The following is a 23,286-nucleotide window of genomic DNA, read 5'->3' on the forward strand; positions in this document are numbered from 1 at the left end:
CTGCGATGCCCCTTCCGCCCGTGCCGTCCCCTGCGTCCCGGCAACACGTCAGTTTTCCCCTTCTGCACGGCAGTTGCCCCCTGTACCGTCCCGCTCATGCCGAACAGCATGCGCATGACGACCTGGAGATCGATCGCCCTGGCGGTCGTCGCCGTCCTGGCGACCGCACTCCTCAGCCCGGCGGCGCACGCCGCGCCGCACGACGGCCCGGCCCCGCGCGAGAGCCGCCCCGTCTACTCCTACACGAACGCCGTCCGCGAGTCCGTCTGGGTCGACACCGGCCTCGACGGCGACGGCGACGGGCGCAGCGACCGCGTCGCCGCCGACATCGTCCGGCCCCGCGAAGCGGCCCAGCAGGGCCGGAAAGTGCCCGTCATCATGGACGCCAGCCCGTACTACTCCTGCTGCGGGCGCGGCAACGAGAGCCAGCTGAAGACCTACGACGCCGATGGCCGCGTCGTACAGATGCCGCTCTTCTACGACAACTACTTCGTGCCCCGCGGCTACGCCGTCGTCGGCGTCGACCTCGCCGGCACCAACCGCTCCGACGGCTGCGTCGACGTCGGCGGCCGCTCGGACATCCGGTCCGCCAAGGCCGTCGTCGACTGGCTGAACGGCCGGGCCCGCGCCTACACCACCCGCACCGGCTCCACCCCGGTCAGGGCCGGCTGGACCGACGGGAAGACCGGCATGATCGGCAAGAGCTGGGACGGCACCATCGCCAACGGCGTGGCCGCCACCGGCGTCGAGGGCCTGAAGACCATCGTGCCGATCAGCGCCATCTCCTCCTGGTACGACTACTACTTCGCCCAGGGCGCCCCGCTGTACGGCTCGGGCCCCGACTGGCTCTCCGACGCGGTGGAGAGCGACGCCGCCCACGCCCACTGCGCCGCCGTGCAGAAGAAGCTCGTCGACGGCGCCCCGCGCACCGGCGACTGGACGCCCCTGTGGACCGAGCGTGACTACGTGAAGGACGCGGCCAAGGTCAGGGCGAGCGTCTTCCTCGTCCACGGCATGCAGGACCTCAACGTGCGCACCAAGAACTTCGGCCAGTGGTGGGACGCCCTCGCGAAGAACGGCGTGCAGCGCAAGATCTGGCTCTCCCAGACCGGCCACGTCGACCCCTTCGACTACCGCCGCGGCGCCTGGGTCGACACCCTGCACCGCTGGTTCGACCACGAACTGCTCGGCTACCGCAACGGCGTCGACCGCGAGCCCATGGCCGACATCGAACGCCGGCCCGACCAGTGGGTGACCTCCGCCGTCTGGCCGCCGCGCGGCACCGCGGCGGCCACGCTGCGCCCCGCGCCCGGCACCCGGGCCGGCGCCGGCACCCTCGGCCTGCGCCCGGCGCACGGCACCGAGACGTTCACCGACGACCCGAAGCTGAGCGAGACGGACTGGGCCGCGCGGATCGACACCGCGACCCCGGACAAGGCCGGGTTCGTCACCGGCCCGCTCGGCCGCGACCTGCGGCTGTCCGGCTCCTCCGAGGTCACCGTCCGGGCCGCGTCCACCACCACGAGCGCCCACCTGTCCGCCGTCCTCGTCGACCTCGGCCCCGACACCATCCGGGACTACGCCGACGCCGCCGAGGGCATCACCACCCTCGCCGACCGCACCTGCTGGGGCGCCAGCACGGCGGGCGACAGCGCCTGCTACAAGGAGACGGCGGCGAAGACGACCCAGGTCGGCTTCACGGTCCTCAGCCGCGGCTGGGCCGACCTCGGCCACCACACCCCCGACGGCAAGGGCGGCCCGCTCGTCCCGGGCAAGGCCTACACCCTCACCCTGGACCTGGCGCCGACCGACCACGTCGTGCCCCGGGGCCACCGCCTGGCGCTGATCGTCGCGGGCACCGACAAGGACCTCATCGACCCGCCGTCCACCACTCCGACGCTCACCCTCGACCTGGCGCACACCTCGGCCAGGGTCCCGCTGGCCGGCGGCGCGGCGGCGTTCGCCGCCGCCACCGCGGGCAGCACCCCCTCCGCCACCGCGGGGGGACCGTCCGCCCCGGCGCCCCGTCCGCTGGACGGCGTACGCGCACAGCTCCCCGCGCACCCGCTACCCGGGCGGTGACGCGGCGCTGAGGCAGCGGCGACGAGCAGGTCAGGCGGCCGGGAGGAGAAGCCCGGCCGCCTGCCGCGCGCAGCCCCAGGCCACGGTGACCCCCGCGCCGCCGTGGCCGTAGTTGTGCACCAGCGCGCGCCCGTCCGCGAGCGCCGCCCGCTCCAGCCGCACACCCGAGCGGCGGGCCGGGCGCAGCCCGACCCGGTGCTCCAGCACCCGCGCACCGGCGATCTCGGGCCGCAGCGCCGCGCACCGTGCGACGATCCGCTCGGCCACCCGCGGATCCGGCTCCCTCGACCAGGAGTCCTCCTCGGCCGTACCGCCGAGCAGCAGACCGCCCGGCTGCGGAATGAAGTAGGTGGAGGACGCCGAGACGTCGTCGACGGCGGTCAGCCAGGTCGTGATCCCCGGGTTCTCCACGACGACGAGCTGACCGCGCACCGGATACACCTCCGGATCCGGCACCAGGTCGCGGGCGCCCAGCCCCGCGCAGTTCACCACCACCGGGGCGTCCACGGCGGCCAGATCCGTCACCGTCCGCTCCTGCACCGCCCCGCCCGCCGCCCGCAGCCGCTCCCGCAGCCACGGCAGATGAACCGACATGTCGACCAGCGGCAGCCGCGCCCACAGCGCCGTCCCCGCGTACTCACCGGCGTGCGCCGCGCGCAGCCCGGGCACCTGCGCGGCCCACGGTCCGAGCTGCTCCAGCCGGGTCCCGCCGTGCACCCCCTCGACCATCCGCACGCCGGTCTCCCGCGGCCGCTCCGCCAGCTCCTCGTACACGGCGAAGGACCGCAGCGCCCAGTCACCGACGAGCGACTCCGGCTCGATCCGGTACGGCCACCACAGACCGCCGGCGACGGCCGAGGTCGTCCGCTCGGCGGGCTCCCGCGTCCACACCCGCACCCGCCGGCCGCCCTCGGCCAGCACCACGGCGGTCGTCAGTCCTATGACCCCGCCGCCGACCACCACCACGTCACCGTTCACTCCAGCGTCCATACGGGGACCGTAGCCGACAGTGCCAGGACCGGCGCCGCCCGCCCGCCCTCCGCCGCCGCGGGCCCGCACGACCGGAACGGGAGGACCTAAGATCGGCGGTCTGATGACTGCCACCCTCGTCGCCAAGAACCTCGCCGCCGGACACGGCGACCGCGCGCTCTTCTCCGGGCTCGACCTCGTCGTCGCGCCCGGGGACGTGATCGGTCTCGTCGGTGCCAACGGCGCGGGCAAGTCCACGCTGCTGCGCATCCTCGCCCACCTGGACACCCCCGAGCACGGCGAACTCACCCTCTCCCCGCCGACCGCGACCGTCGGCCACCTGCCCCAGGAGCCGGAGCGCCGCCCCGGCGAGACCGTCCGGGAGTTCCTGGCCCGCCGCACCGGCGTCGCCGACGCCCAGCGGGCCATGGACGAGGCCACCCAGGCCCTCGTCGACGGCGCCCCCGGCGCGGACGACACCTACGCGAGCGCCCTGGAGCGCTGGCTCGGCCTGGGCGGCGCCGACCTGGACGAACGGGCCGAGGAGACCGCCGGCTCGCTGGGCCTGGCCGTCGACCTGGACCAGGCGATGACGTCGCTGTCCGGCGGCCAGGCGGCCCGCGCCCAACTCGCCTCCCTGCTCCTGTCCCGCTACGACGTCTTCCTCCTCGACGAGCCGACCAACGACCTCGACCTCGACGGTCTGGAACGCCTCGAACGCTTCGTCACCGGCCTGCGCGCCGGGACGGTCGTCGTCAGCCACGACCGCGAGTTCCTCACCCGCACCGTCACCAAGGTCCTCGAACTGGACCTGGCCCAGGGCCGGGTCAACCTCTTCGGCGGTGGTTACGCGGCCTACCTGGAGGAGCGCGAGGTCGCCCGCCGGCACGCCCGCGACGACTACGAGGAGTACGCCGACAAGAGGGCGGCCCTCCAGGAGCGTGCGCAGACCCAGCGGGCCTGGATGGACAAGGGCGTCAAGAACGCCCGGCGCAAGGCCGGCAACGACAACGACAAGATCGGCCGCAAGTTCCGCAGTGAGGCCAGCGAGAAGCAGGCCGCCAAGGCCCGCCAGACCCAGCGCATGATCGAACGCCTGGAGACCGTCGAGGAGCCCCGCAAGGAGTGGGAGCTGCGCATGGAGATCGCGGCGGCCCCCCGTTCGGGCGCGGTCGTCGCCACCCTGCGCGACGCGGAGGTACGGCGCGGCCCGTTCGTGCTCGGCCCGGTGACCCTCCAGATCGACTGGGCGGACCGGGTGGCGGTCACCGGCGCCAACGGGGCCGGCAAGTCGACCCTGCTGGCGGCCCTGCTCGGCCGCCTCCCGCTGGACGCGGGGCACGCGGCCGTGGGCTCCGGCGTCCTGGTCGGTGAGGTCGACCAGGCCCGCCGCCTGTTCCACGGCTCCGAGTCGCTCCTGGACGCCTTCCGCGCGGCGGTCCCGGACACCGAACCGGCCGAGGTCCGCACCCTGCTCGCCAAGTTCGGCCTGAAGGCGGACCACGTACTGCGCCCCGCGGCGACCCTCTCCCCGGGCGAGCGCACCCGGGCCGCACTCGCCCTGCTCCAGGGCAGGGGCGTCAACCTGCTCGTCCTGGACGAGCCGACCAACCACCTCGACCTGCCGGCCATCGAGCAACTGGAGTCCGCCCTCGACGCCTACGAGGGCACCCTCCTCCTGGTCACCCACGACCGCCGCATGCTCCAGGCGGTACGGACCACCCGCCACCTGGAAGTGGCCGACGGCAAGGTGACGGAACACTAGCTCGTGCTGGGGCGGGCCAACCTCGCCGGCCACAGCACCAGAGCCGTCCGGTGGCCCGGGAGCCGGTGACGGCGCGAACCCGGGCCCGGCGGTCAGGCAGGGACTCGGGTCCGGTCGTCGGGCGGGGGTCCGGCCCGGTCGTCACGCCTTGTCCGGTACCTGCCGGAGGCGGCCACCGGCGCCTTCGCCAGGGGGCTTTACACTCGGCAACCGTTGCCCACCGGAGCGAAGCCGCAGACAGAAAGGCATGGTCGCCCATGTTCCAGGACGCCCCCATCTACCACCAGCTGGTCGCGGAGCGCGGTGACGTACCCGCACGGGTCCGTGACGCGGCCACGAGCATACGGCGCGAACTCGACCAGGTGATGCGGACGGGGCAGCCGTCGGGCGCCTTCGAGCCCGGCCCCGGGGCGCGGAACGCCTCCCCACGGCCGCACTCCGCGCTGCCGCCCGGCCAGACTCCGCGATAGCGGCCCCGTCCACGGCGCCCGTCCCGCCCGCGCGTCCCCGGCAGTGACGCGCGCCGGACGGCGGACCGCCGCGACGCGGCCACCGGGCCCGGCCCACCGCACCACGCGGGGGCCGGGCCCGCGGTACGTCAGCGACGGCCCTTGTCCGAGTCCAGCAGACCGGCCCGGCGCAGCGCGTCCGCCATGGCGCTGTTGGACGGCGCCGGCGCCTGACGCGAGCCGCCGCCACCGCCACCGCCGCCACCGCGGCCCTGGCGCTGCTGCGGCGGCCGGCCGCCGCGCCGGCGCGGCTCACCGCCGCCGCCCTGTCCCTGACGGTCCTGCGGCGCCGCCTCGTCGTCCAGGCGCAGGGTCAGCGAGATCCGCTTGCGCGGGATGTCGACGTCCAGCACCTTCACCTTGACGATGTCGCCGGGCTTGACCACGTCCCGCGGGTCCTTGACGAAGGTCTTCGACATCGCCGACACGTGCACCAGACCGTCCTGGTGGACACCGACGTCCACGAACGCGCCGAACGCCGCCACGTTCGTCACGACGCCCTCCAGGACCATCCCCGAGGACAGGTCGGAGATCTTCTCCACGCCCTCCTTGAAGGTGGCCGTCCTGAAGGCGGGCCGCGGGTCGCGCCCCGGCTTCTCCAGCTCCTTGAGGATGTCGGTGACCGTGGGCAGACCGAACGTGTCGTCGACGAAGTCGGCCGGCCGCAGCGAGCGCAGCACACCCGTGTTCCCGACGAGGGAGGCCACCTCCTGGCCGGTGGTCTTCACCATCCGGCGCACCACCGGGTACGCCTCCGGGTGCACGCTGGAGGCGTCCAGCGGGTCGTCGCCGCCGCGGATGCGGAGGAAGCCCGCGCACTGCTCGTAGGCCTTCGGACCGAGCCGCGAGACCTTCTTCAGCTGGGCGCGCGAGGTGAACGGCCCGTTGGCGTCGCGGTGCGCCACGATGTTCTCGGCGAGCGAGCCGGTGATGCCGGAGACGCGCGAGAGCAGCGGCACGGACGCGGTGTTGACGTCCACCCCGACACCGTTCACACAGTCCTCGACCACCGCGTCCAGGGAGCGGGACAGCTTCACCTCGGACAGGTCGTGCTGGTACTGGCCGACACCGATCGACTTCGGGTCGATCTTCACCAGCTCGGCCAGCGGGTCCTGCAGCCGGCGCGCGATGGACACGGCGCCGCGCAGCGACACGTCCATCCCGGGCAGTTCCTGCGAGGCGTACGCGGAGGCGGAGTACACGGACGCGCCCGCCTCGGACACCATCACCTTGGTGAGTTTCAGCTCCGGGTGCCTGGTGATCAGGTCACCGGCGAGCTTGTCGGTCTCCCTGGACGCCGTGCCGTTGCCGATCGCGACCAGTTCGACCGCGTGCTCCCGGGCCAGGCGCGCCAGCGTGGCGATGGCCTCGTCCCACTTGTTGGCCGGTACGTGCGGGTGGACGACGTCCGTGGCCACGACCTTGCCGGTCGCGTCGACCACGGCGACCTTCACACCCGTACGGAAGCCCGGGTCCAGGCCCAGCGTCGCGCGGGTGCCCGCCGGGGTGGCCAGCAGCAGGTCGCGCAGGTTGGCCGCGAACACGTTCACCGCCTCGTCCTCGGCGGCCGTCCGCAGCCGCAGCCGCAGGTCGATGCCGAGGTGGACGAGGATCCGGGTGCGCCAGGCCCAGCGGACCGTGTCGGTCAGCCACTTGTCGGCGGGCCGGCCGTGGTCCGCGATGCCGAAGCGGTGCGCCACGATCGCCTCGTACGACGACGGGCCGTCGGTGGGCTCCTCGGGCTCCAGGACGAGGTCGAGGACCTCTTCCTTCTCGCCGCGCAGCATCGCCAGGATCCGGTGCGAGGGCAGCTCGGTGAACGGCTCGGCGAAGTCGAAGTAGTCGGCGAACTTCGCACCCGCCTCCTCCTTGCCCTCGCGCACCTTCGCGGCCAGCCGCCCGCGCGTCCACATGCGTTCGCGGACCTCGCCGATCAGGTCGGCGTCCTCGGAGAACCGCTCGGTGAGGATCGCGCGAGCCCCGTCGAGCGCGGCCTGCGGATCGGCCACGCCCTTGTCCGCGTCCACGAAGGCCGCCGCCGCGGCCAGCGGCTCCACGCCCGGGTCACCCAGCAGGCCGTCCGCCAGCGGCTCCAGACCCGCCTCCCGCGCGATCTGCGCCTTCGTCCGCCGCTTCGGCTTGAACGGCAGGTAGATGTCCTCCAGCCGCGCCTTGGTCTCGGCGCCCCGGATCCGCGCCTCCAGTTCACCGGTGAGCTTGCCCTGCTCGCGCACCGAGTCCAGGATCGCGGCCCGCCGGTCCTCCAGCTCCCGCAGATAGCGCAGCCGCTCCTCGAGCGTGCGCAACTGCGCATCGTCGAGCATCTCGGTCGCTTCCTTGCGGTAACGGGCGATGAAGGGCACCGTCGAACCGCCGTCGAGCAACTCCACGGCGGCCCTGACCTGCCGCTCCCTGACGCCGAGTTCCTCGGCGATCCTGCCTTCGATGGACCCTGCTGCGAGGGACCCGGGTGTCGTCACGTTCCGGTACCGCCTTCTCCACTTCGGGTTGCGCCGCAATTGTGGCAGGCGGCACCGACATCCGGGGATCAGGGCGGTCCCCGGCGGGCGCGTCGCCACGGCGCGGCCGGGCGCCCGCGGCCCGGCCGGCCCGGCGGACGCATGGCCGGAAAGGTGGGAAAACCGTCGTTGCGGCCACCGTCGCGCCCGCCCAGAATCGAGGGCATGGCGCAGCGAACCGTTCTCGTCGTCCTCTTCGACGGCGTGCAGAGCCTGGACGTCACCGGCCCCCTGGAGGTGTTCGCCGGAGCCGAGAAGCACACCCCGGGCACCTACCGGCTCCGTACGGCCTCGCTGGACGGCGCCCCGGTGCGCACCTCCAGCGGCCTGAGCCTCGTACCGGACACCGCGCTCACCGGCGCGCCCCGGGCGCACACCCTCCTCGTCCCCGGCGGCGAGGGCACCCGCCGGCCGGATCCGCGCCTGGTCGAGTGGGTGCGCGGACACGGCCCGCGCGCGGCCCGGCTGGTCTCGGTGTGCACCGGCGCGATCCTGCTGGCCGAGGCGGGCCTGCTGGACGGGCGCCGGGCCACCACGCACTGGGCGTACTGCGCGAAACTCGCCCGCGACCATCCCGCGGTCCGGGTCGAGGCCGACCCGATCTTCGTACGGGACGGCCAGGTGGCCACCTCGGCCGGTGTCACCGCGGGCATCGACCTGGCCCTCGCGCTCGTCGAGGAGGACCTGGGCCGCGACACCGCGCTCACCGTCGCCCGGCACCTGGTGGTGTTCCTGCGCAGACCCGGCAACCAGGCGCAGTTCAGCGCGCAGCTCACCGCGCAGACCGCCCACCGCGAGCCGCTCAGGGACGTCCAGCAGTGGATCACCGAGCACCCTGCCGGTGACCTGACCGTCGAGGCGCTCGCCGCCCGCGCCGCCCTCTCCCCCCGCCACTTCGCCCGGGCCTTCCAGTCGGAGACGGGCATGTCCCCGGGCCGGTACGTCGACCGGGTCCGCCTGGAACACGCCCGGCGACTGCTGGAGGACACCGCCGACGGCATCGCGCAGATCGCCCGCGCCAGCGGCTACGGCACGCCCGAGGCCATGCGGCGCGCCTTCCTGCGCACGCTCGGCGCGTCACCGGCGGAGTACCGGCGCCGCTTCCGCCCGGCGCACGCCCCCACCTGACCTCCCGCCCATGGCGCTCACGGCGCCGTCCACGGCGCCGCCCGCGCTCCCCGCGGGCACGCCGACCGTCCGCAGGGCGACCGCCGGCCGTTCACCGGCCGGGGCCGCACCGCGCGGCTCACCGAAGGGAAGACCATGCAGATCGCCATCGTCCTCTACGACCGCTTCACCGCGCTCGACGCCGTCGGCCCCTACGAGACGCTGGGCCGCCTGCCCGGCGCGGAGACCGTCTTCGTCGCCGAGCGGACCGGCCCGGTGCGCACGGACACCGGGAACCTCGCCCTGACCGCCGACCGCACCCTGGCCGACGTACCGTCCCCCGACATCGTGGTCGTCCCGGGCGGTCCCGGCCAGACGGCGCTGATGGACGACGCTGCCCTGCTCGACTGGCTGCGCGCCGCCGACGCCACCAGCACCTGGACCACTTCCGTGTGCACCGGCTCCCTGCTGCTCGGCGCGGCCGGACTGCTGCGCGGCCGGCGCGCCACCTCCCACTGGCTCGCCCTCGACCACCTCGCCTCGCTCGGCGCGCGGCCCACCGGCGAGCGGGTGGTCACCGACGGCAAGTACGTCACCGCCGCGGGTGTCTCCTCCGGCATCGACATGGGCCTCACCCTGCTCGGCCGCATCGCGGGCGACGAGACGGCCCAGGCCGTCCAGCTCCTCACCGAGTACGACCCCCAGCCGCCCTACGACGCGGGCTCCCCGCAGAAGGCCCCCGCCCACCTCGTGGAGAAGTTCCGCGCCGACAGCCGCCCCTACCTCCGGTAGAGCCGCACGCCCTGCCCCGGCCCGCGCTCGCCGCCCCCTACTCGGCACTCCAGGTGAAGCGCGGCGTCCGGCGTTCCAGGAAGGCGGCGACGCCCTCGGCGGTGTCGCCGCTGCCGCGCGCCTGGGCGGTCCAGTGGGCGTCGCGGTCCGTGCGGCCGTCCGCGAACTCCTTGGCCGCCGCCTGCGTCAGCGGCGAGCGCGCGGCCAGGAGGCGGGTGAACTCCGCGACACGCTCGTCCAGCCCGCCCTCGGGCAGCACCTCGTCGACCAGCCCGGTGCGCAGCGCCCGCCGCGCACCGATCAGCTCGCCGGAGAACAGCAGGTACTTGGCGGTGGCCGGGCCCACCAGGGACACCAGCCGGCGGGTCGCGGAGGCGGGATAGACGATCCCGAGTCTGGCCGGGGTCACCCCGAACAGCGCGCCCTCCTCGGCGAACCGCAGGTCGCAGGCGGCCGCGAGCTGCGCGCCGCCGCCGACGCAGTGCCCGCGCACGGCGGCCAGGGTCGGTTTGGGGAAGGCGGCGAGCGCCTCCTCGGCGAGCACGGCGAGTTCCTGCGCCTCGGCGGGCGACTCGCGCAGCGTGGAGATGTCGGCACCGGCGCAGAACGTCCCGTCCGCGCCCGTCAGCACCAGCGTCCGTACGCCGGGGTCGGCCGCCAGGCGGTCCAGGAGCGGCGGCAGCGCCCGCCACATGGCCGCCGTCATGGCGTTGCGCTTGGCCGGGTGGTGGACGACGACGGTGGCGACCGCGTCGGTGACGTCGTGCAGCAGCTGCGGCTCCATGGCCGGATGCTATCTGCCCGATCGTGCGTTCGATCACGGTCCCGGGTGGCGGAGGGAACCCGTACAACCCGAAAAGTTCGCGAACGCGGCACCGGTCGAGCAGAAGGGGTCCGGGTCGGGGCCATGGACGACTGAAACGATCGGAAAGGGCCAGGAACCGGCCCACTTGCGTTCAGTCCTTGGGGTCGCGCGCCGCGGTACCAACACTCGTCCTGTGGTGACAATCGAGCGCGAGGGTGGCGACCGGACGATGGACGACCACGGGCGCGGGGACGGCCCGCGCCCAGCAGGCGGTACAGCGGCCCCCCTGGACGGCGTGCCGCCGCCTCCGCCGGCCCCGATGCCGTACGAGGGTGTCTGGCGGTTCACCGCTCCCGCGGTCGACGCCTCCGTCCCGCAGGCCCGGCACGCCGTGCGCGACCTGCTGCGCCGCCAGGGCGTACCCGCCTCGGGCGACCTGGTCCACGGCCTGCTGCTGATCGTGTCCGAGCTGGTCACGAACGCCGTCCGGCACGCGGCGGTGCTGTCACCGACGCTCGCCGTGGAGGTCGCCGTCGGCGCCGACTGGCTGCGGGTCTCCGTCGAGGACGACCACCCCTACCGGCCGACCGCGCTGGAGACCGACCACGGCCGCACCGGCGGGCGCGGGCTGCTGCTCGTCCGCGAGATCGCACGGGAGGCGGGCGGCGTCTGCGACGTCGAGCACACGGCCGGCGGCGGCAAGGTGATCTGGGCCGCCCTGCCGCTCACCCCCGCGCCCTGACAGGCCCTGTCGCCAGGATCCCGCCCGCCCCGCGACGCCTGGCACGTCCTCTCGCCGTACCGGTCGCCGTACCGGACGAAAGCCCGAGTACGCCCGGCCCGGTACGAGGACTTCCGCCCGGCACGCCGGGAGCACGCACCGGACGCCGCGGGGCCGCCCCGCGGGCGACGACGGGAAGGTGACGGCAGGACCTGGAACACCTTGGGGAAAAGGTCCGTGAGGACCCCGGCCGGGCTCACCAGCCCGCGGGGCCGGTCAGCTCCCTGATGGCCGGACGGGCCGCGTCGAGCACGGTCATGAACCACGCGGAGAACGGGTCGCGCGCGTGCCGTGCGGCCAGCTCCTCGGGCGCCACGAACACGGTGTCGGCGATCTCCTGCGGGTCCGGCCGCAGCGGGGACTGCACCAGGCCGACGAAGAGGTGGTTGAACTCCTGCTCCACCAGGCCCGACGCCGGGTCCGGGTGGTTGTAGCGGACGGTGCCCGCCTCGGCGAGCAGCGTCGGGGAGACGCCCAGCTCCTCGTACGTCCGCCGGGCCGCCGCCGCGAAGGGCGCCTCGCCGGGGTAGGGGTGGCCGCAGCAGGTGTTGGACCACACACCGGGGGAGTGGTACTTGCCCAGCGCCCGCTGCTGGAGCAGCAGGCGGCCCTGCTCGTCGAAGAGGAACACGGAGAAGGCGCGGTGCAGCTGCCCCGGCGGCTGGTGCGCGGCGAGCTTCTCCGCGGTGCCGATCGTCACGCCGCCCTCGTCGACGAGTTCCAGCAAGATCGCGTCCGCGGTGCCGTCCGGCGAGCTGTGCGTCGCGGTGGCAGGTGTGATCGGCATACCCATCCTTCGCATCGGTCCTCGAGCCCCAAGTCTGCCGCACGGAACCGGCACTCCCGGCACTTCCCGGTGTGCCCGCATGTCCCCGCGGCACCGCGCCCGGGGCGGGCGCGGCGGTCACCGGACGGTCACCGCGAGAGGGACCCGGTTACTGATCGTGCCCTGCCGGGCGCCACCGGAACCGTCCGGGTACCCCGGCGGACCGGGGGCCGGGAGGGCGCTCAGTGGCACAGACGCGCCTCGTGCTCGGCATGCCCGCCGGGCTCCAGCTGGAAGGTGCAGTGTTCCACGTCGAAGTGGTGGCCGAGGCAGCCCTGCAGTTCGTGCAGCAGCTTCTCGTGACCGACCGCGCTCAGCACCTCGGAACTGACCACCACGTGCGCGGACAGGACCGGAAGTCCGGAGGTGATCGTCCAGGCGTGCAGGTCGTGCACGTCCTCGACGCCGTCCAGCGCCAGGATGTGCGCCCGCACGTCGTCCATGTCGACGTTCTTCGGGGCCGCCTCCAGCAGCACGTCCAGGGTCTCGCGCAGCAGCTTGACCGTGCGCGGCACGATCAGCAGGCCGATGGCCAGGGAGGCGATCGGGTCGGCGGCCTGCCAGCCGGTGAGCAGGATGACCGCCGCCGAGACCATCACGGCCAGCGAGCCGACCGCGTCCGCGGCCACCTCCAGGAACGCGCCGCGCACGTTCAGGCTCTCCCGCTGGCCGCGCATCAGCAGGGCCAGCGAGACGGAGTTCGCCACCAGGCCGATCAGACCGAACACGATCATCAGGCCGCCGTGCGTCTCCGCGGGCCGCACGAACCGCTGCACCGCCTCGTACAGGACGTACCCGCCCACTCCGAGCAGCAGCAGACAGTTGGCGAGCGCGGCCAGGATCTCGGCGCGGGCGTAGCCGAAGGTGCGGTTCCCGCTCGGCGGCCGGTTCGCGAAGTGGATGGCGAGCAGCGCCATGCCCAGGCCGAGGGCGTCCGTCGCCATGTGGGCGGCGTCGGCCACCAGCGCGAGGGAATCCGCGACCACGCCGCCGATGATCTCCACCACCATGACGGCGAGCGTGATCGACAGTGCGATGCGCAGCGTGCCGCGGTGGGCGGCCGCCGCCGTGCCGGTGGCGCCGTGCGCGTGCCCGTGGTCGTGACCGGCCCCCATCAGCCTCTCCGTCCTCGTGGGTCCCGCCCGGATCCCCGCCGGGCGCGACCCAGTCAACTACGGGTGGGGGGTATGGGGCAACGCGGCACTGAACACCGTTGTCATGTGCCCTGACCTGCGCAAACGATCCGCAGGTCAGAACGTTTCGGCAGACGCGGCACCGCGTGTCGTCGGGCGCGGCGCGGCGCCTCTCGCCCCGCCGTCCGCCGCCCCGCCCGGCGCACCGCACCGTCCGGCTGCCGCGCACCGCGCCGCCCGGCCGGGCCCGTCGTGCCGCCCGGCCCCGTCCCCCGCCCCACCGTCTCCGTCCCCGCACCCGCGCCCGTGCCGCGCGTTCGCGGTGAATGTCCGATCTGGTGCGGAGTTTGTGAGGCGGCGCCCCGATCACCGATGATGATCTCGGCGCAGGCTGCGGCGGATCACGTCGATCGGCCCCGTGAACGGGCGGTGAACGCGGGCTTCCCGGCATCCGATAGCCTCTGCCGACATGCCGCCCGGCCGCCCCGGGGCAAGCGGCACCCCTCCACCATGCACATGACCGGCGCCCCCGCGTCGGCACCAGGGAGTGAGTTCGGTTGTCGACCGCCATCCTCACCGGTCAGCCGGTCCCCGGATCGTCGATCGAGGCCGATCTGCGGGCCATCGGCTTCGACGTGCGCCCCGCCGCCGACGTCGGTGACGCCGAGGCCGTGCTGGCCCGGGTGCCGAGCGGGGAGCGGGTCGCCGTCGTCGACGCCCGCTTCGTCGGCCACACCCACGCCCTGCGCCTGGGCCTGACCGACCCCCGCTTCCCGCTCGCCGCCGTCCCCGGCGCCGTCACCGCGCAGCCGGCCGGCCGCCAGGCCCTGGTCCGCGCCCTGGCCCGGGAGAACACCGCGGGCGGCGGCACCGCGCTCGCCGTGGACAGCGTCGCCGACCGCCTCGCCGCCGCCCTGCACGCCGACGGCACCGCCGTGCACCACCCCGAACTCGGCAGCCTCGTCGCCGTCGTCCCGGCCGACCCGCAGGCCCGCAACGAGGCGCGGCAGGCCGTCGCCGCCGTCGACGACGAGGCCGTCCGTCTGAAGTCGGCCGTCAAGGCCCGCGACGGCTTCTTCACCACGTTCTTCATCAGCCCGTACTCGCGCTACATCGCCCGCTGGTGCGCCCGCCGCGGCCTGACCCCCAACCAGGTCACCACCGCCTCCCTGCTCACCGCGCTCATAGCGGCCGGCTGCGCCGCCACCGGCACCCGCGGCGGCTTCGTCGCCGCCGGCGTGCTCCTCATCGCCTCGTTCGTCCTGGACTGCACCGACGGCCAGCTCGCCCGCTACTCGCTGCAGTACTCCACCCTCGGCGCCTGGCTCGACGCCACCTTCGACCGGGCCAAGGAGTACGCCTACTACGCCGGGCTCGCCCTCGGCGCGGTCCGCGGCGGCGGCCACGACGACGTATGGGCCCTCGCGCTGGGCGCCATGGTCCTGCAGACCTGCCGGCACGTCGTGGACTTCTCCTTCAACGAGGCCAACCACGACGCCACCGCCAACACCAGCCCCACCGCCGCCCTCTCCGACAAGCTCGACAGCGTCGGCTGGACGGTCTGGCTGCGCCGCATGATCGTCCTGCCCATCGGGGAACGCTGGGCGATGATCGCCGTCCTGACGGCCGCCACCACCCCCCGCATCACCTTCTACGTCCTGCTCGCCGGCTGCGCCTTCGCGGCGACGTACACCACGGCGGGCCGTGTGCTGCGCTCGGTGACCCGCAAGGCACGCCGCACCGACCGGGCCGCGCAGGCGCTCGCGGACCTCGCGGACAACGGGCCGCTCGGCGCGGGCCTCGCCCACGCCCTGCGCGGGCCCGCCCGCGGGCTGCCCGCGGTCACCGCACCAGCCGTCGCCCTGCTCGGCGGCCTCGCCGTCGTCGCCTGCAGCGCGCTCACCGGCTTCGGCGGCCTGTGGCCCGTCGTCGGCGCCCTGGCCTACGTCCTCACCTCGGCGCTCGCCCTCGCCCGCCCCCTCAAGGGCGCCCTGGACTGGCTGGTCCCGCCGCTGTTCCGGGCCGCGGAGTACGCAACCGTCCTGGTCCTGGCGGCCCGCGCCGACGTGAACGGAGCCCTGCCGGCGGCTTTCGGGCTGGTGGCGGCCGTCGCCTACCATCACTACGACACGGTGTACCGCATCCGCGGTGACGCCGGAGCGCCGCCGGCCCGTCTGGTGCGCGCCATCGGGGGGCAGGAAGGGCGGACGCTGCTCGTCACCGTACTGGCGGCGCTGCTCACCGCCGCGCAGTTCAAGGCCGCGCTCACGGTCATCGCCGTGCTCGTGGCCGTCGTGGTGCTCGCCGAGAGCATCCGCTTCTGGGTGGCCGCCCACAAGGGCGGCGCGCCCGCCGTACACGACGAAGGAGAACCCGCATGATCGGCCTCGTGCTGGCGGCCGGCGCCGGACGGCGTCTGCGCCCCTACACCGACACCCTGCCCAAGGCGCTGGTGCCGGTCGGGCCCGCGGGCATAGAGGACGGCTCCGACGGGCTCACCGTCCTGGACCTGACCCTCGCCAACTTCGCCGAGATCGGCCTGAGCGAGGCCGGTGTCATCGTCGGCTACCGCAAGGAGGCCGTGTACGAGCGCAAGGCGGCCCTGGAGCAGAAGTACGGCCTGAAGCTCACGCTCATCGACAACGACAAGGCCGAGGAGTGGAACAACGCCTACTCCCTGTGGTGCGGCCGTGACGCTCTCCAGGACGGTGTGATCCTCGCCAACGGCGACACCGTCCACCCGGTCTCCGTGGAGAAGACGCTGCTGGCCGCCCGCGGCGACGGCAAGCGGATCATCCTCGCCCTGGACACCGTCAAGACGCTGGCCGACGAGGAGATGAAGGTCGTCGTCGACCCCGCCACCGGGGTGCGGCGCATCACCAAGCTGATGGACCCCGCCGAGGCGACCGGCGAGTACATCGGTGTCACCCTCATCGAGGGCGAGGCCGCCGCCGACCTGGCCGACGCGCTCAGGGCCACCTTCGAGCGCGACCCGCAGCTCTACTACGAGGACGGCTACCAGGAGCTGGTCGACCGCGGCTTCCGCATCGACGTCGCACCGATCGGCGAGGTCGACTGGGTCGAGATCGACAACCACGACGACCTCGCGCGGGGACGGGAGATCGCGTGCCGCTACTGACCCGGCTGATCCCCTCGCCGGTCGCCGTCGACATCCGCCCGGGCGCCCTCGACGACCTGGCCTGCGTCCTCGCCGACGAGCGGGTCTCGCACTCCGGCCGGCTCGCCGTCGCCGTCAGCGGCGGCTCCGGCGCCCGGCTGCGCGAGCGGGTCGCCCCCACCCTGCCGGGCGCCACCTGGTACGAGGTCGGCGGCGGCACCCTGGACGACGCGATCCGGCTGGCCGGCGAGATGAAGAGCGGCCACTACGACGCCGTCGTCGGCCTGGGCGGCGGGAAGATCATCGACTGCGCGAAGTTCGCGGCGGCCCGCGTCGGCCTGCCCCTGGTGGCCGTGCCCACCAACCTCGCGCACGACGGCCTGTGCTCCCCGGTCGCCACCCTCGACAACGACGCCGGCCGCGGCTCCTACGGCGTGCCCAACCCGATCGCCGTCGTCATCGACCTGGACGTCATCCGCGAGGCCCCGGCCCGCTTCGTCCGCTCCGGCATCGGCGACGCCGTCTCCAACGTCAACGCGGTCGCGGACTGGGAACTGGCCCACCGGGTGAACGGCGAGAAGATCGACGGCCTGGCCGCCGCCATGGCCCGGCAGGCGGGCGAGGCGGTGCTGCGCCACCCCGGCGGCATCGCCGACGGCGGCTTCCTCCAGGTGCTGGCCGAGGCGCTGGTCCTCACCGGCGTCGCGATGTCCGTCTCGGGCGACTCGCGTCCCGCCTCCGGCTCCTGCCACGAGATCAACCACGCCTTCGACCTGCTGTTCCCCCAGCGCGCCGCGAGCCACGGCGAACAGTGCGGGATGGGCGCGGCCTTCGCGATGCACCTGCGCGGCGCCGTCGAGGAGTCGGCGCTGATGGCCGGGGTGCTGCGCCGGCACGGGCTGCCGGTGCTGCCGCAGGACATCGGCTTCACGGTGGACGAGTTCGTCCGTGCCGTGGAGTTCGCCCCGGAGACCCGTCCCGGCCGCTACACGATCCTCGAACACCTCGACCTCAAGACCGAACAGATCAAGGACGCCTACGCCGACTATGTCAAGGCCATCGGTAGCTGAACTCAGACCGGTCGTGCACCCCGTGGGGGTCAAGGACCGGCGCAGCGGAGAGCACTGGATGGGACGCCTCTACATGCGTGAGGTGTCCCTGCGGGTCGACCGCTACCTGGTGAACACCAAGGTCACGCCCAACCAGCTCACGTACCTGATGACGGTGTGCGGTGTCCTCGCCGCCCCGGCACTGCTGGTGCCGGGCGTGTGGGGCGCGGTGCTCGGTGTCGTGGCGGTCCAGCTCTACCTGCTGCTGGACTGCGTCGACGGCGAGGTGGCCCGCTGGAAGCAGCAGTTCTCGCTCGGCGGGGTCTACCTGGACCGGGTCGGCGCCTACCTGACCGACGCGGCCGTCCTGGTCGGCCTCGGACTGCGCGCCGCCGACCTGTGGGGGAGCGGACGGATCGACTGGCTGTGGGCCTTCCTGGGCACCCTGGCCGCGCTCGGCGCCATCCTGATCAAGGCGGAGACGGACCTGGTCGGCGTGGCCCGCCACCAGGGCGGACTGCCCCCGGTCAAGGAGAGCGCCGCCGAACCGCGCTCCTCCGGCGTGGCGCTGGCCCGCCGGGCCGCCGCCGCGCTCAAGTTCCACCGGCTGATCCTCGGTATCGAGGCGTCCCTGCTGATCCTGGTCCTCGCGATCGTGGACCAGATACGGGGCGACCTGTTCTTCACCCGGCTCGGCACCGCCGTCCTGGCCGGCATCGCGCTCCTGCAGACCCTGCTGCACCTGGTGTCCGTCCTCGCCTCCAGCAGGCTGCGGTGAGCGGCATGACCACCTCGCCGAAGGTCGGGGCCGTCGTCATCACGATGGGCAACCGCCCCGACGAGCTGCGCGCGCTGCTCGACTCGGTGGCCGCGCAGGACGGCGACCCGGTCGAGGTCGTCGTCGTCGGCAACGGCTCGCCCGTCCCGGACGTCCCCGAGGGGGTCCGGACGATCGAGCTGCCGGAGAACCTCGGCATCCCCGGGGGGCGCAACGTCGGCATCGAGGCCTTCGGCCCCGGCGGCAGCGACGTCGACATCCTGCTCTTCCTCGACGACGACGGCCTGCTGGCGCGCACCGACACCGCCGAGCTGTGCCGCCGCGCCTTCACCGCCGACGAGAAGCTGGGCATCATCAGCTTCCGCATCGCCGATCCCGAGACCGGTGCCACCCAGCGCCGCCACGTGCCGCGGCTGCGGGCCTCCGACCCGATGCGCTCCTCCCGGGTCACCACCTTCCTGGGCGGGGCGAACGCCGCCCGCACGAAGGTCTTCGCCGAGGTCGGCGGGCTGCCGGACGAGTTCTTCTACGCCCATGAGGAAACCGACCTGGCGTGGCGGGCCCTCGACGCGGGCTGGATGATCGACTACCGGTCCGACATGGTGCTGTACCACCCCACCACCGCGCCCTCGCGGCACGCGGTCTACCACCGCATGGTCGCCCGCAACCGGGTCTGGCTGGCCCGCCGCAACCTGCCGGCCCCGCTCGTCCCGGTCTACCTGGGGGTGTGGATGCTCCTCACCCTCGCCCGGCGCCCCTCGCGCCCGGCCCTGAAGGCCTGGTTCGGCGGGTTCCGGGAAGGCTGGGCCACGCCGTGCGGACCGCGCCGGCCCATGCGGTGGCGTACCGTGTGGCGGCTCACCCGGCTGGGCCGGCCGCCGGTCATCTGACAAGCTCGTTGCCCGGCAGCACCGGCCGCACGCGGCCGGTGCCCGTGCCATGCCCGTCCATCCGCACAGGCTGCGCATCTCGAAGACGAAAGTATTCCCTTGTGAGTGAGACAACGCATGACGGCCCTGTCGCCCTCGGCGCGGCTTCGCCGCCCGACGAGGGCCTTCCGGCGGACCGGCTCGCCGCCAAGTACGGCCTGTCCGTCAGCGGCGCCCGGCCCACGCTCATCGAGTACGTACGCCAGCTGTGGGGCAGGCGCCACTTCATCCTCGCCTTCTCCCAGGCGAAGCTGACCGCCCAGTACAGCCAGGCCAAGCTCGGCCAGCTCTGGCAGGTGGTGACACCGCTGCTGAACGCGGCCGTGTACTACTTCATCTTCGGTGTCATCCTCAAGGCCAACCGCGGCCTGTCGCACGACACCTACCTGCCGTTCCTGGTCACCGGCGTGTTCGTCTTCACCTTCACGCAGAACTCGGTCATGGCCGGCGTCCGCGCCATCTCCGGCAACCTGGGCCTGGTGCGGGCCCTGCACTTCCCGCGGGCCTCGCTGCCGGTCTCCTTCGCGCTGCAGCAGCTCCAGCAGCTGCTGTTCTCGATGATCGTGCTGTTCGTCATGGTCATCGCCTTCGGCAGTCTCCCCGCCATGTCCTGGCTGCTGATCGTCCCGGCGCTGGTGCTGCAGTTCCTGTTCAACACGGGTCTGTCGCTGATCGTGGCCAGGATGGGCGCCAAGACGCCCGACCTGGCCCAGCTGATGCCGTTCATCATGCGGACCTGGATGTACGCGTCCGGCGTGATGTTCTCCATCGACAGCATGCTCAAGGGCCGGCCGGAGTGGTTCATCCGGCTGATGCAGGTCAACCCTGCCGCCGTCTACATGGACCTGATGCGCTTCGCGCTGATCGACGGCTACGGTGCCTCGCACCTCCCGCCGCACGTGTGGGCCGTCGCCCTGCTGTGGGCCGTGGTCTTCTTCGCCGGCGGTTTCGTGTACTTCTGGAAGGCCGAGGAGAGGTACGGACGTGGCTGAGCACAACAGCGGCCCGGACACCGCGCGCGAGGGCGGGGCCCGGATCCCCACCGTCATCGCGGACGAGCTGCACATCGTCTACCGCGTCAACGGCGCGAAGAGCGGCAGGGGCAGCGCCACCGCGGCCCTGAGCCGGATCCTGAAGCGGGGCTCGGACGACTCGGCGCGCGGGGTGCGCAAGGTGCACGCCGTCAAGGGTGTCTCCTTCGTGGCCTACCGCGGCGAGGCGATCGGCCTGATCGGTTCCAACGGTTCGGGCAAGTCCACCCTGCTGCGGGCCATCGCGGGCCTGCTCCCGGCCGAGAGGGGCAAGGTCTACACCGACGGCCAGCCCTCCCTGCTCGGCGTGAACGCGGCGCTGATGAACGACCTCACCGGCGAGCGCAACGTCATCCTCGGCGGCCTGGCCATGGGGATGTCCCGCGAGGAGATCAAGGCGCGCTACCAGGAGATCGTGGACTTCTCGGGCATCAACGAGAAGGGCGACTTCATCACGCTGCCGATGCGGACGTACTCCTCCGGCATGGCGGCGCGCCTGCGGTTCTCCATCGCCGCCGCCAAGGACCACGACGTCCTCATGATCGACGAGGCGCTGGCCACCGGCGACCGCAAGTTCCAGCAGCGCTCGGAGGAACGCATCCGTGAGCTGCGCAAGGAAGCGGGCACCGTGTTCCTGGTCAGCCACAACAACAAGTCGATCCGGGACACCTGCGACCGGGTGCTGTGGCTGGAACGCGGGGAACTGCGGATGGACGGGCCCACCGGCGAGGTGCTCAAGGAGTACGAGAAGTTCACGGGTAAATAGACGGACGCGGTGGCGGGGCCCCGCCGGAACTCTTCCGGCGGGGCCCCTTCGTCCGTAAAGGAACCGTCAACTCGTACGCTGCTTAGGAATCTTGAACGGGATCGGTGTGTTGTTGTGATGTGCAGGACACCCCCCCTGCGACCCGCATCGTTGTACAACGTAAGCTGTACCGGTCCCGGAAAGCGGCATGTGGGGAGATAATGCGCGACACCCTCCGTCAGGGCCGCTGCCCGGAGGGCCGGGCGGCGTGTCCGAAATAGTGTGTGTCGGGTCGGCAGTGTAGAACGGGAGATGTGACGGCAATGGCTACGGAAACTCCCCTGCTCACCGCAGCATGTGCCGTCCATGCGCCGGGCAGCGGACGATGACCGGGGCGACCACGGCGCTCGACCCGGAACGCGCCACACTCGGCAAGGCCGCGGGTGAGAACTTCCCCGTGGCGCCCTTCTTCCTGCCCCGCGCCTGGCGCACCGACCTGATGGCCGTCTACGGCTTCGCACGTCTGGTCGACGACATCGGCGACGGCGACCTGGCCCCCGGCGGCGCCGACGCACGGCTGCTCGGTGTGCCGCCCGAGGAGGCCGAGGACCGCCTCGTCCTCCTCGATGCCTTCGAGGCCGACCTGCGCCGCGTCTTCGACGGCACCCCGCGCCACCCCCTGCTGCGCCGCCTGCAGCCCACCGTCCGCCGCCGCGCCCTGACCCCCGAGCCGTTCCTCGGGCTGATCGCCGCCAACCGCCAGGACCAGCTCGTCACCCGGTACGAGACCTACGACGACCTGCTGGCCTACTGCGAGCTGTCCGCCAACCCCGTCGGCCGTCTCGTCCTCGCCGTCACCGGCACCTCGACCCCCGAGCGGATCCGCCGCTCCGACGCGGTCTGCACCGCCCTGCAGATCGTCGAGCACCTCCAGGACGTCGCGGAGGACATGGGACGCGACCGCATCTATCTGCCCGCCTCGGACATGAAACGCTTTCACGTCCGGGAGGCGGATCTCGCCACGCCCACCGCGGGCGCGTCGGTGCGCGCACTGGTCGCGTACGAAGCCGAACGCGCCCGTGAACTCCTGAATGAAGGCGCCCCCCTGGTGGGTAGCGTCCACGGCAGGCTGAAGCTGCTGCTCGCGGGGTTCGTGGCGGGGGGGAGGGCGGCGCTCCGCGCGATCGCCGCCGCCGAACACGACGTACTTCCCGGCCCGCCCAAGCCCGGCAAGCTCCAGTTGCTGCGCGAGGTGGGCGTGACTCTGCGAGGAGAGGGGTGATCCGGGCCGTGGAGTCGGAACAGCACGCGTCCGCACCGGTACTCGCCGCCTACAGCTACTGCGAGGCCGTCACCGGACAGCAGGCCCGCAACTTCGCCTACGGCATCCGGCTGCTGCCGGCGCCCAAGCGGCGCGCCATGTCGGCCCTGTACGCGTTCTCGCGGCGCGTCGACGACATCGGCGACGGCGCGCTGGCGGGCGACGTCAAGGAGGCCCGGCTCCAGGACACGCGGGCCCTGCTCGGCCGCATCCGCGACGGAGCGGTCGAGGACGACGACACCGATCCCGTCGCCGTCGCGCTCGCCCACGCGGCCCGCACCTTCCCGATCCCGCTCGGCGGCCTGGACGAACTCATCGACGGCGTCCTCGCGGACGTCCGCGGCGAGACCTACGAGACCTGGGACGACCTGAAGGTCTACTGCAGGTGCGTCGCCGGCGCCATCGGACGGCTCTCCCTCGGTGTGTTCGGCACCGAGCCCGGCGCGCGCGGCGCAGAGCGCGCCCCCGAGTACGCCGACACGCTGGGCCTGGCGCTGCAACTGACCAACATCCTGCGCGACGTGCGCGAGGACGCCGAGGGCGGCCGCACCTACCTGCCCGCCGACGACCTCGCCAAGTTCGGCTGCTCGGCCGGTTTCGACGGGCCCACCCCGCCGGAGGGCTCCGACTTCGCGGGCCTCGTCCACTTCGAAGTGCGCCGCGCCCGCGCCCTGTTCGCCGAGGGCTACCAGCTGCTGCCCATGCTGGACCGGCGCAGCGGCGCCTGCGTCGCCGCCATGGCCGGCATCTACCGCCGCCTGCTCGACCGCATCGCACGCGAACCCGAGGCCGTGCTGCGCGGCCGGGTCTCCCTGCCCGGCCGGGAGAAGGCCTACGTCGCCGTGCGCGGCCTGTCCGGCCTGGACACCCGGCACGTGACCCGGCAGGCCGTCAGGAGGCGCGCCTGATGGCCCAGGCCGACCACGAACAGCAGCAGGGCGACGAACCGCGGGCAACCCCGCACCGCCCCACGGCGTCACTGACGGCGACGGCCGGCCGGGGAGCACGCGCCCACCGCGGCGGACGG

20 protein-coding genes are annotated in these 23,286 nt (G+C 73.3%); 15 read left to right on the top strand and 5 right to left on the bottom strand.

All coding sequences use genetic code 11. The annotated features are described in order from the left end of the window. The first annotated feature begins 96 nt into the window (after nt 1-96). Nucleotides 97-2,082: a Xaa-Pro dipeptidyl-peptidase gene (locus tag ABZ719_RS28460; RefSeq protein WP_366728036.1), complete on the top strand. Its 1,986-nt coding sequence runs from the start codon at nt 97-99 to the stop codon at nt 2,080-2,082. A 30-nt stretch (nt 2,083-2,112) separates the two neighbouring features. Here ABZ719_RS28460 and ABZ719_RS28465 read toward each other — a convergent pair whose 3' ends face one another. After that, a complete protein-coding gene (locus tag ABZ719_RS28465; RefSeq protein WP_366728037.1) occupies nt 2,113-3,072 on the bottom strand; it encodes an FAD-dependent oxidoreductase in 960 nt (319 codons plus the stop codon). Nucleotides 3,073-3,175: 103 nt separating this feature from the next. On the opposite strand from ABZ719_RS28465, the gene ABZ719_RS28470 reads away from it, so the two are divergent. Together ABZ719_RS28470 and ABZ719_RS28475 are read left to right on the top strand one after the other, a co-directional pair. Continuing rightward, entirely contained in the window at nt 3,176-4,816 is a 1,641-nt protein-coding gene (locus ABZ719_RS28470) for an ABC-F family ATP-binding cassette domain-containing protein (protein WP_366728038.1), read from the top strand. A gap of 257 nt (nt 4,817-5,073) precedes the next feature. Further along, on the top strand, nt 5,074-5,286 hold the full coding sequence (locus tag ABZ719_RS28475; RefSeq protein ID WP_366728039.1) for a hypothetical protein: 213 nt from the start codon (nt 5,074-5,076) through the stop codon (nt 5,284-5,286). Nucleotides 5,287-5,414: 128 nt separating this feature from the next. On the opposite strand, the gene ABZ719_RS28480 is transcribed toward ABZ719_RS28475, so the two are convergent. Further along, nucleotides 5,415-7,805, bottom strand: coding sequence for a Tex family protein (locus ABZ719_RS28480; RefSeq protein WP_366728040.1), 2,391 nt, complete (start codon nt 7,803-7,805; stop codon nt 5,415-5,417). Nucleotides 7,806-8,009: 204 nt separating this feature from the next. Here ABZ719_RS28480 and ABZ719_RS28485 point away from each other — a divergent pair, with 204 nt between their 5' ends. Together ABZ719_RS28485 and ABZ719_RS28490 are read left to right on the top strand one after the other, a co-directional pair. Continuing rightward, nucleotides 8,010-8,972: a GlxA family transcriptional regulator gene (locus ABZ719_RS28485; protein ID WP_366728041.1), complete on the top strand. Its 963-nt coding sequence runs from the start codon at nt 8,010-8,012 to the stop codon at nt 8,970-8,972. Nucleotides 8,973-9,107: 135 nt separating this feature from the next. Then, nucleotides 9,108-9,743: a DJ-1/PfpI family protein gene (locus tag ABZ719_RS28490; RefSeq protein WP_366728042.1), complete on the top strand. Its 636-nt coding sequence runs from the start codon at nt 9,108-9,110 to the stop codon at nt 9,741-9,743. A 37-nt stretch (nt 9,744-9,780) separates the two neighbouring features. Here ABZ719_RS28490 and ABZ719_RS28495 read toward each other — a convergent pair whose 3' ends face one another. Beyond that, on the bottom strand, nt 9,781-10,527 hold the full coding sequence (locus ABZ719_RS28495; RefSeq protein ID WP_366728043.1) for an enoyl-CoA hydratase/isomerase family protein: 747 nt from the start codon (nt 10,525-10,527) through the stop codon (nt 9,781-9,783). Between the two features lie 250 nt (nt 10,528-10,777). Here ABZ719_RS28495 and ABZ719_RS28500 point away from each other — a divergent pair, with 250 nt between their 5' ends. Next, nucleotides 10,778-11,290, top strand: a complete 513-nt coding sequence (locus ABZ719_RS28500; protein ID WP_366728058.1) for an ATP-binding protein — start codon at nt 10,778-10,780, stop codon at nt 11,288-11,290. A gap of 235 nt (nt 11,291-11,525) precedes the next feature. On the opposite strand, the gene idi is transcribed toward ABZ719_RS28500, so the two are convergent. After that, nucleotides 11,526-12,116: an isopentenyl-diphosphate Delta-isomerase gene (gene idi / locus ABZ719_RS28505; RefSeq protein ID WP_366728044.1), complete on the bottom strand. Its 591-nt coding sequence runs from the start codon at nt 12,114-12,116 to the stop codon at nt 11,526-11,528. A 221-nt stretch (nt 12,117-12,337) separates the two neighbouring features. Further along, nucleotides 12,338-13,270 carry a cation diffusion facilitator family transporter gene (locus ABZ719_RS28510; RefSeq protein WP_037863124.1) on the bottom strand — a complete coding sequence of 311 codons (933 nt, stop codon included), beginning with the start codon at nt 13,268-13,270 and terminating at the stop codon, nt 12,338-12,340. A 575-nt stretch (nt 13,271-13,845) separates the two neighbouring features. Between ABZ719_RS28510 and ABZ719_RS28515 the strand changes: the two genes are divergently transcribed. The 9 genes from ABZ719_RS28515 to hpnD all read left to right on the top strand — a co-directional run bounded on the left by ABZ719_RS28515 (nt 13,846) and on the right by hpnD (nt 23,167). Beyond that, nucleotides 13,846-15,669 carry a DUF5941 domain-containing protein gene (locus ABZ719_RS28515; RefSeq protein WP_366728045.1) on the top strand — a complete coding sequence of 608 codons (1,824 nt, stop codon included), beginning with the start codon at nt 13,846-13,848 and terminating at the stop codon, nt 15,667-15,669. Then, nucleotides 15,666-16,427, top strand: coding sequence for a phosphocholine cytidylyltransferase family protein (locus ABZ719_RS28520; RefSeq protein WP_366728046.1), 762 nt, complete (start codon nt 15,666-15,668; stop codon nt 16,425-16,427). The genes ABZ719_RS28515 and ABZ719_RS28520 overlap by 4 nt, the downstream gene beginning before the upstream one ends. Further along, nucleotides 16,415-17,476 carry an iron-containing alcohol dehydrogenase family protein gene (locus ABZ719_RS28525; protein ID WP_366728047.1) on the top strand — a complete coding sequence of 354 codons (1,062 nt, stop codon included), beginning with the start codon at nt 16,415-16,417 and terminating at the stop codon, nt 17,474-17,476. The genes ABZ719_RS28520 and ABZ719_RS28525 overlap by 13 nt, the downstream gene beginning before the upstream one ends. Continuing rightward, entirely contained in the window at nt 17,454-18,233 is a 780-nt protein-coding gene (locus ABZ719_RS28530) for a CDP-alcohol phosphatidyltransferase family protein (protein ID WP_199811700.1), read from the top strand. Before ABZ719_RS28525 ends, ABZ719_RS28530 begins: the two co-directional genes overlap by 23 nt. A gap of 5 nt (nt 18,234-18,238) precedes the next feature. After that, on the top strand, nt 18,239-19,123 hold the full coding sequence (locus ABZ719_RS28535) for a glycosyltransferase (protein ID WP_366728048.1): 885 nt from the start codon (nt 18,239-18,241) through the stop codon (nt 19,121-19,123). 101 nt (nt 19,124-19,224) lie between these two features. Then, entirely contained in the window at nt 19,225-20,154 is a 930-nt protein-coding gene (locus ABZ719_RS28540) for an ABC transporter permease (protein ID WP_037863109.1), read from the top strand. Continuing rightward, nucleotides 20,147-20,959 (top strand): ABC transporter ATP-binding protein, encoded by an 813-nt coding sequence (locus ABZ719_RS28545; RefSeq protein ID WP_366728049.1) that lies wholly within the window; start codon nt 20,147-20,149, stop codon nt 20,957-20,959. Before ABZ719_RS28540 ends, ABZ719_RS28545 begins: the two co-directional genes overlap by 8 nt. Before the next feature lie 364 nt (nt 20,960-21,323). After that, nucleotides 21,324-22,220 carry a squalene synthase HpnC gene (hpnC, locus tag ABZ719_RS28550; protein WP_366728050.1) on the top strand — a complete coding sequence of 299 codons (897 nt, stop codon included), beginning with the start codon at nt 21,324-21,326 and terminating at the stop codon, nt 22,218-22,220. Next, entirely contained in the window at nt 22,217-23,167 is a 951-nt protein-coding gene (gene hpnD / locus ABZ719_RS28555; RefSeq protein WP_366728051.1) for a presqualene diphosphate synthase HpnD, read from the top strand. Before hpnC ends, hpnD begins: the two co-directional genes overlap by 4 nt. Nucleotides 23,168-23,286 lie beyond the last annotated feature (119 nt).

Origin of the sequence: Streptomyces sp. NPDC006743 (assembly GCF_040703815.1) — a bacterium.
Lineage (GTDB): Bacteria > Actinomycetota > Actinomycetes > Streptomycetales > Streptomycetaceae > Streptomyces.

Bases quoted from the DNA above. Each gene is read 5' to 3' on its own strand.
- ABZ719_RS28460 (WP_366728036.1), top strand. From the start codon at position 97: ATGCCGAACAGCATGCGCATGACGACCTGGAGATCGATCGCCCTGGCG.
- ABZ719_RS28465 (WP_366728037.1), bottom strand. From the start codon at position 3,072: ATGGACGCTGGAGTGAACGGTGACGTGGTGGTGGTCGGCGGCGGGGTC.
- ABZ719_RS28470 (WP_366728038.1), top strand. From the start codon at position 3,176: ATGACTGCCACCCTCGTCGCCAAGAACCTCGCCGCCGGACACGGCGAC.
- ABZ719_RS28475 (WP_366728039.1), top strand. From the start codon at position 5,074: ATGTTCCAGGACGCCCCCATCTACCACCAGCTGGTCGCGGAGCGCGGT.
- ABZ719_RS28485 (WP_366728041.1), top strand. From the start codon at position 8,010: ATGGCGCAGCGAACCGTTCTCGTCGTCCTCTTCGACGGCGTGCAGAGC.
- ABZ719_RS28490 (WP_366728042.1), top strand. From the start codon at position 9,108: ATGCAGATCGCCATCGTCCTCTACGACCGCTTCACCGCGCTCGACGCC.
- ABZ719_RS28495 (WP_366728043.1), bottom strand. From the start codon at position 10,527: ATGGAGCCGCAGCTGCTGCACGACGTCACCGACGCGGTCGCCACCGTC.
- ABZ719_RS28500 (WP_366728058.1), top strand. From the start codon at position 10,778: ATGGACGACCACGGGCGCGGGGACGGCCCGCGCCCAGCAGGCGGTACA.
- idi (WP_366728044.1), bottom strand. From the start codon at position 12,116: ATGCCGATCACACCTGCCACCGCGACGCACAGCTCGCCGGACGGCACC.
- ABZ719_RS28510 (WP_037863124.1), bottom strand. From the start codon at position 13,270: ATGGGGGCCGGTCACGACCACGGGCACGCGCACGGCGCCACCGGCACG.
- ABZ719_RS28520 (WP_366728046.1), top strand. From the start codon at position 15,666: ATGATCGGCCTCGTGCTGGCGGCCGGCGCCGGACGGCGTCTGCGCCCC.
- ABZ719_RS28530 (WP_199811700.1), top strand. From the start codon at position 17,454: ATGTCAAGGCCATCGGTAGCTGAACTCAGACCGGTCGTGCACCCCGTG.
- ABZ719_RS28535 (WP_366728048.1), top strand. From the start codon at position 18,239: ATGACCACCTCGCCGAAGGTCGGGGCCGTCGTCATCACGATGGGCAAC.
- hpnC (WP_366728050.1), top strand. From the start codon at position 21,324: ATGACCGGGGCGACCACGGCGCTCGACCCGGAACGCGCCACACTCGGC.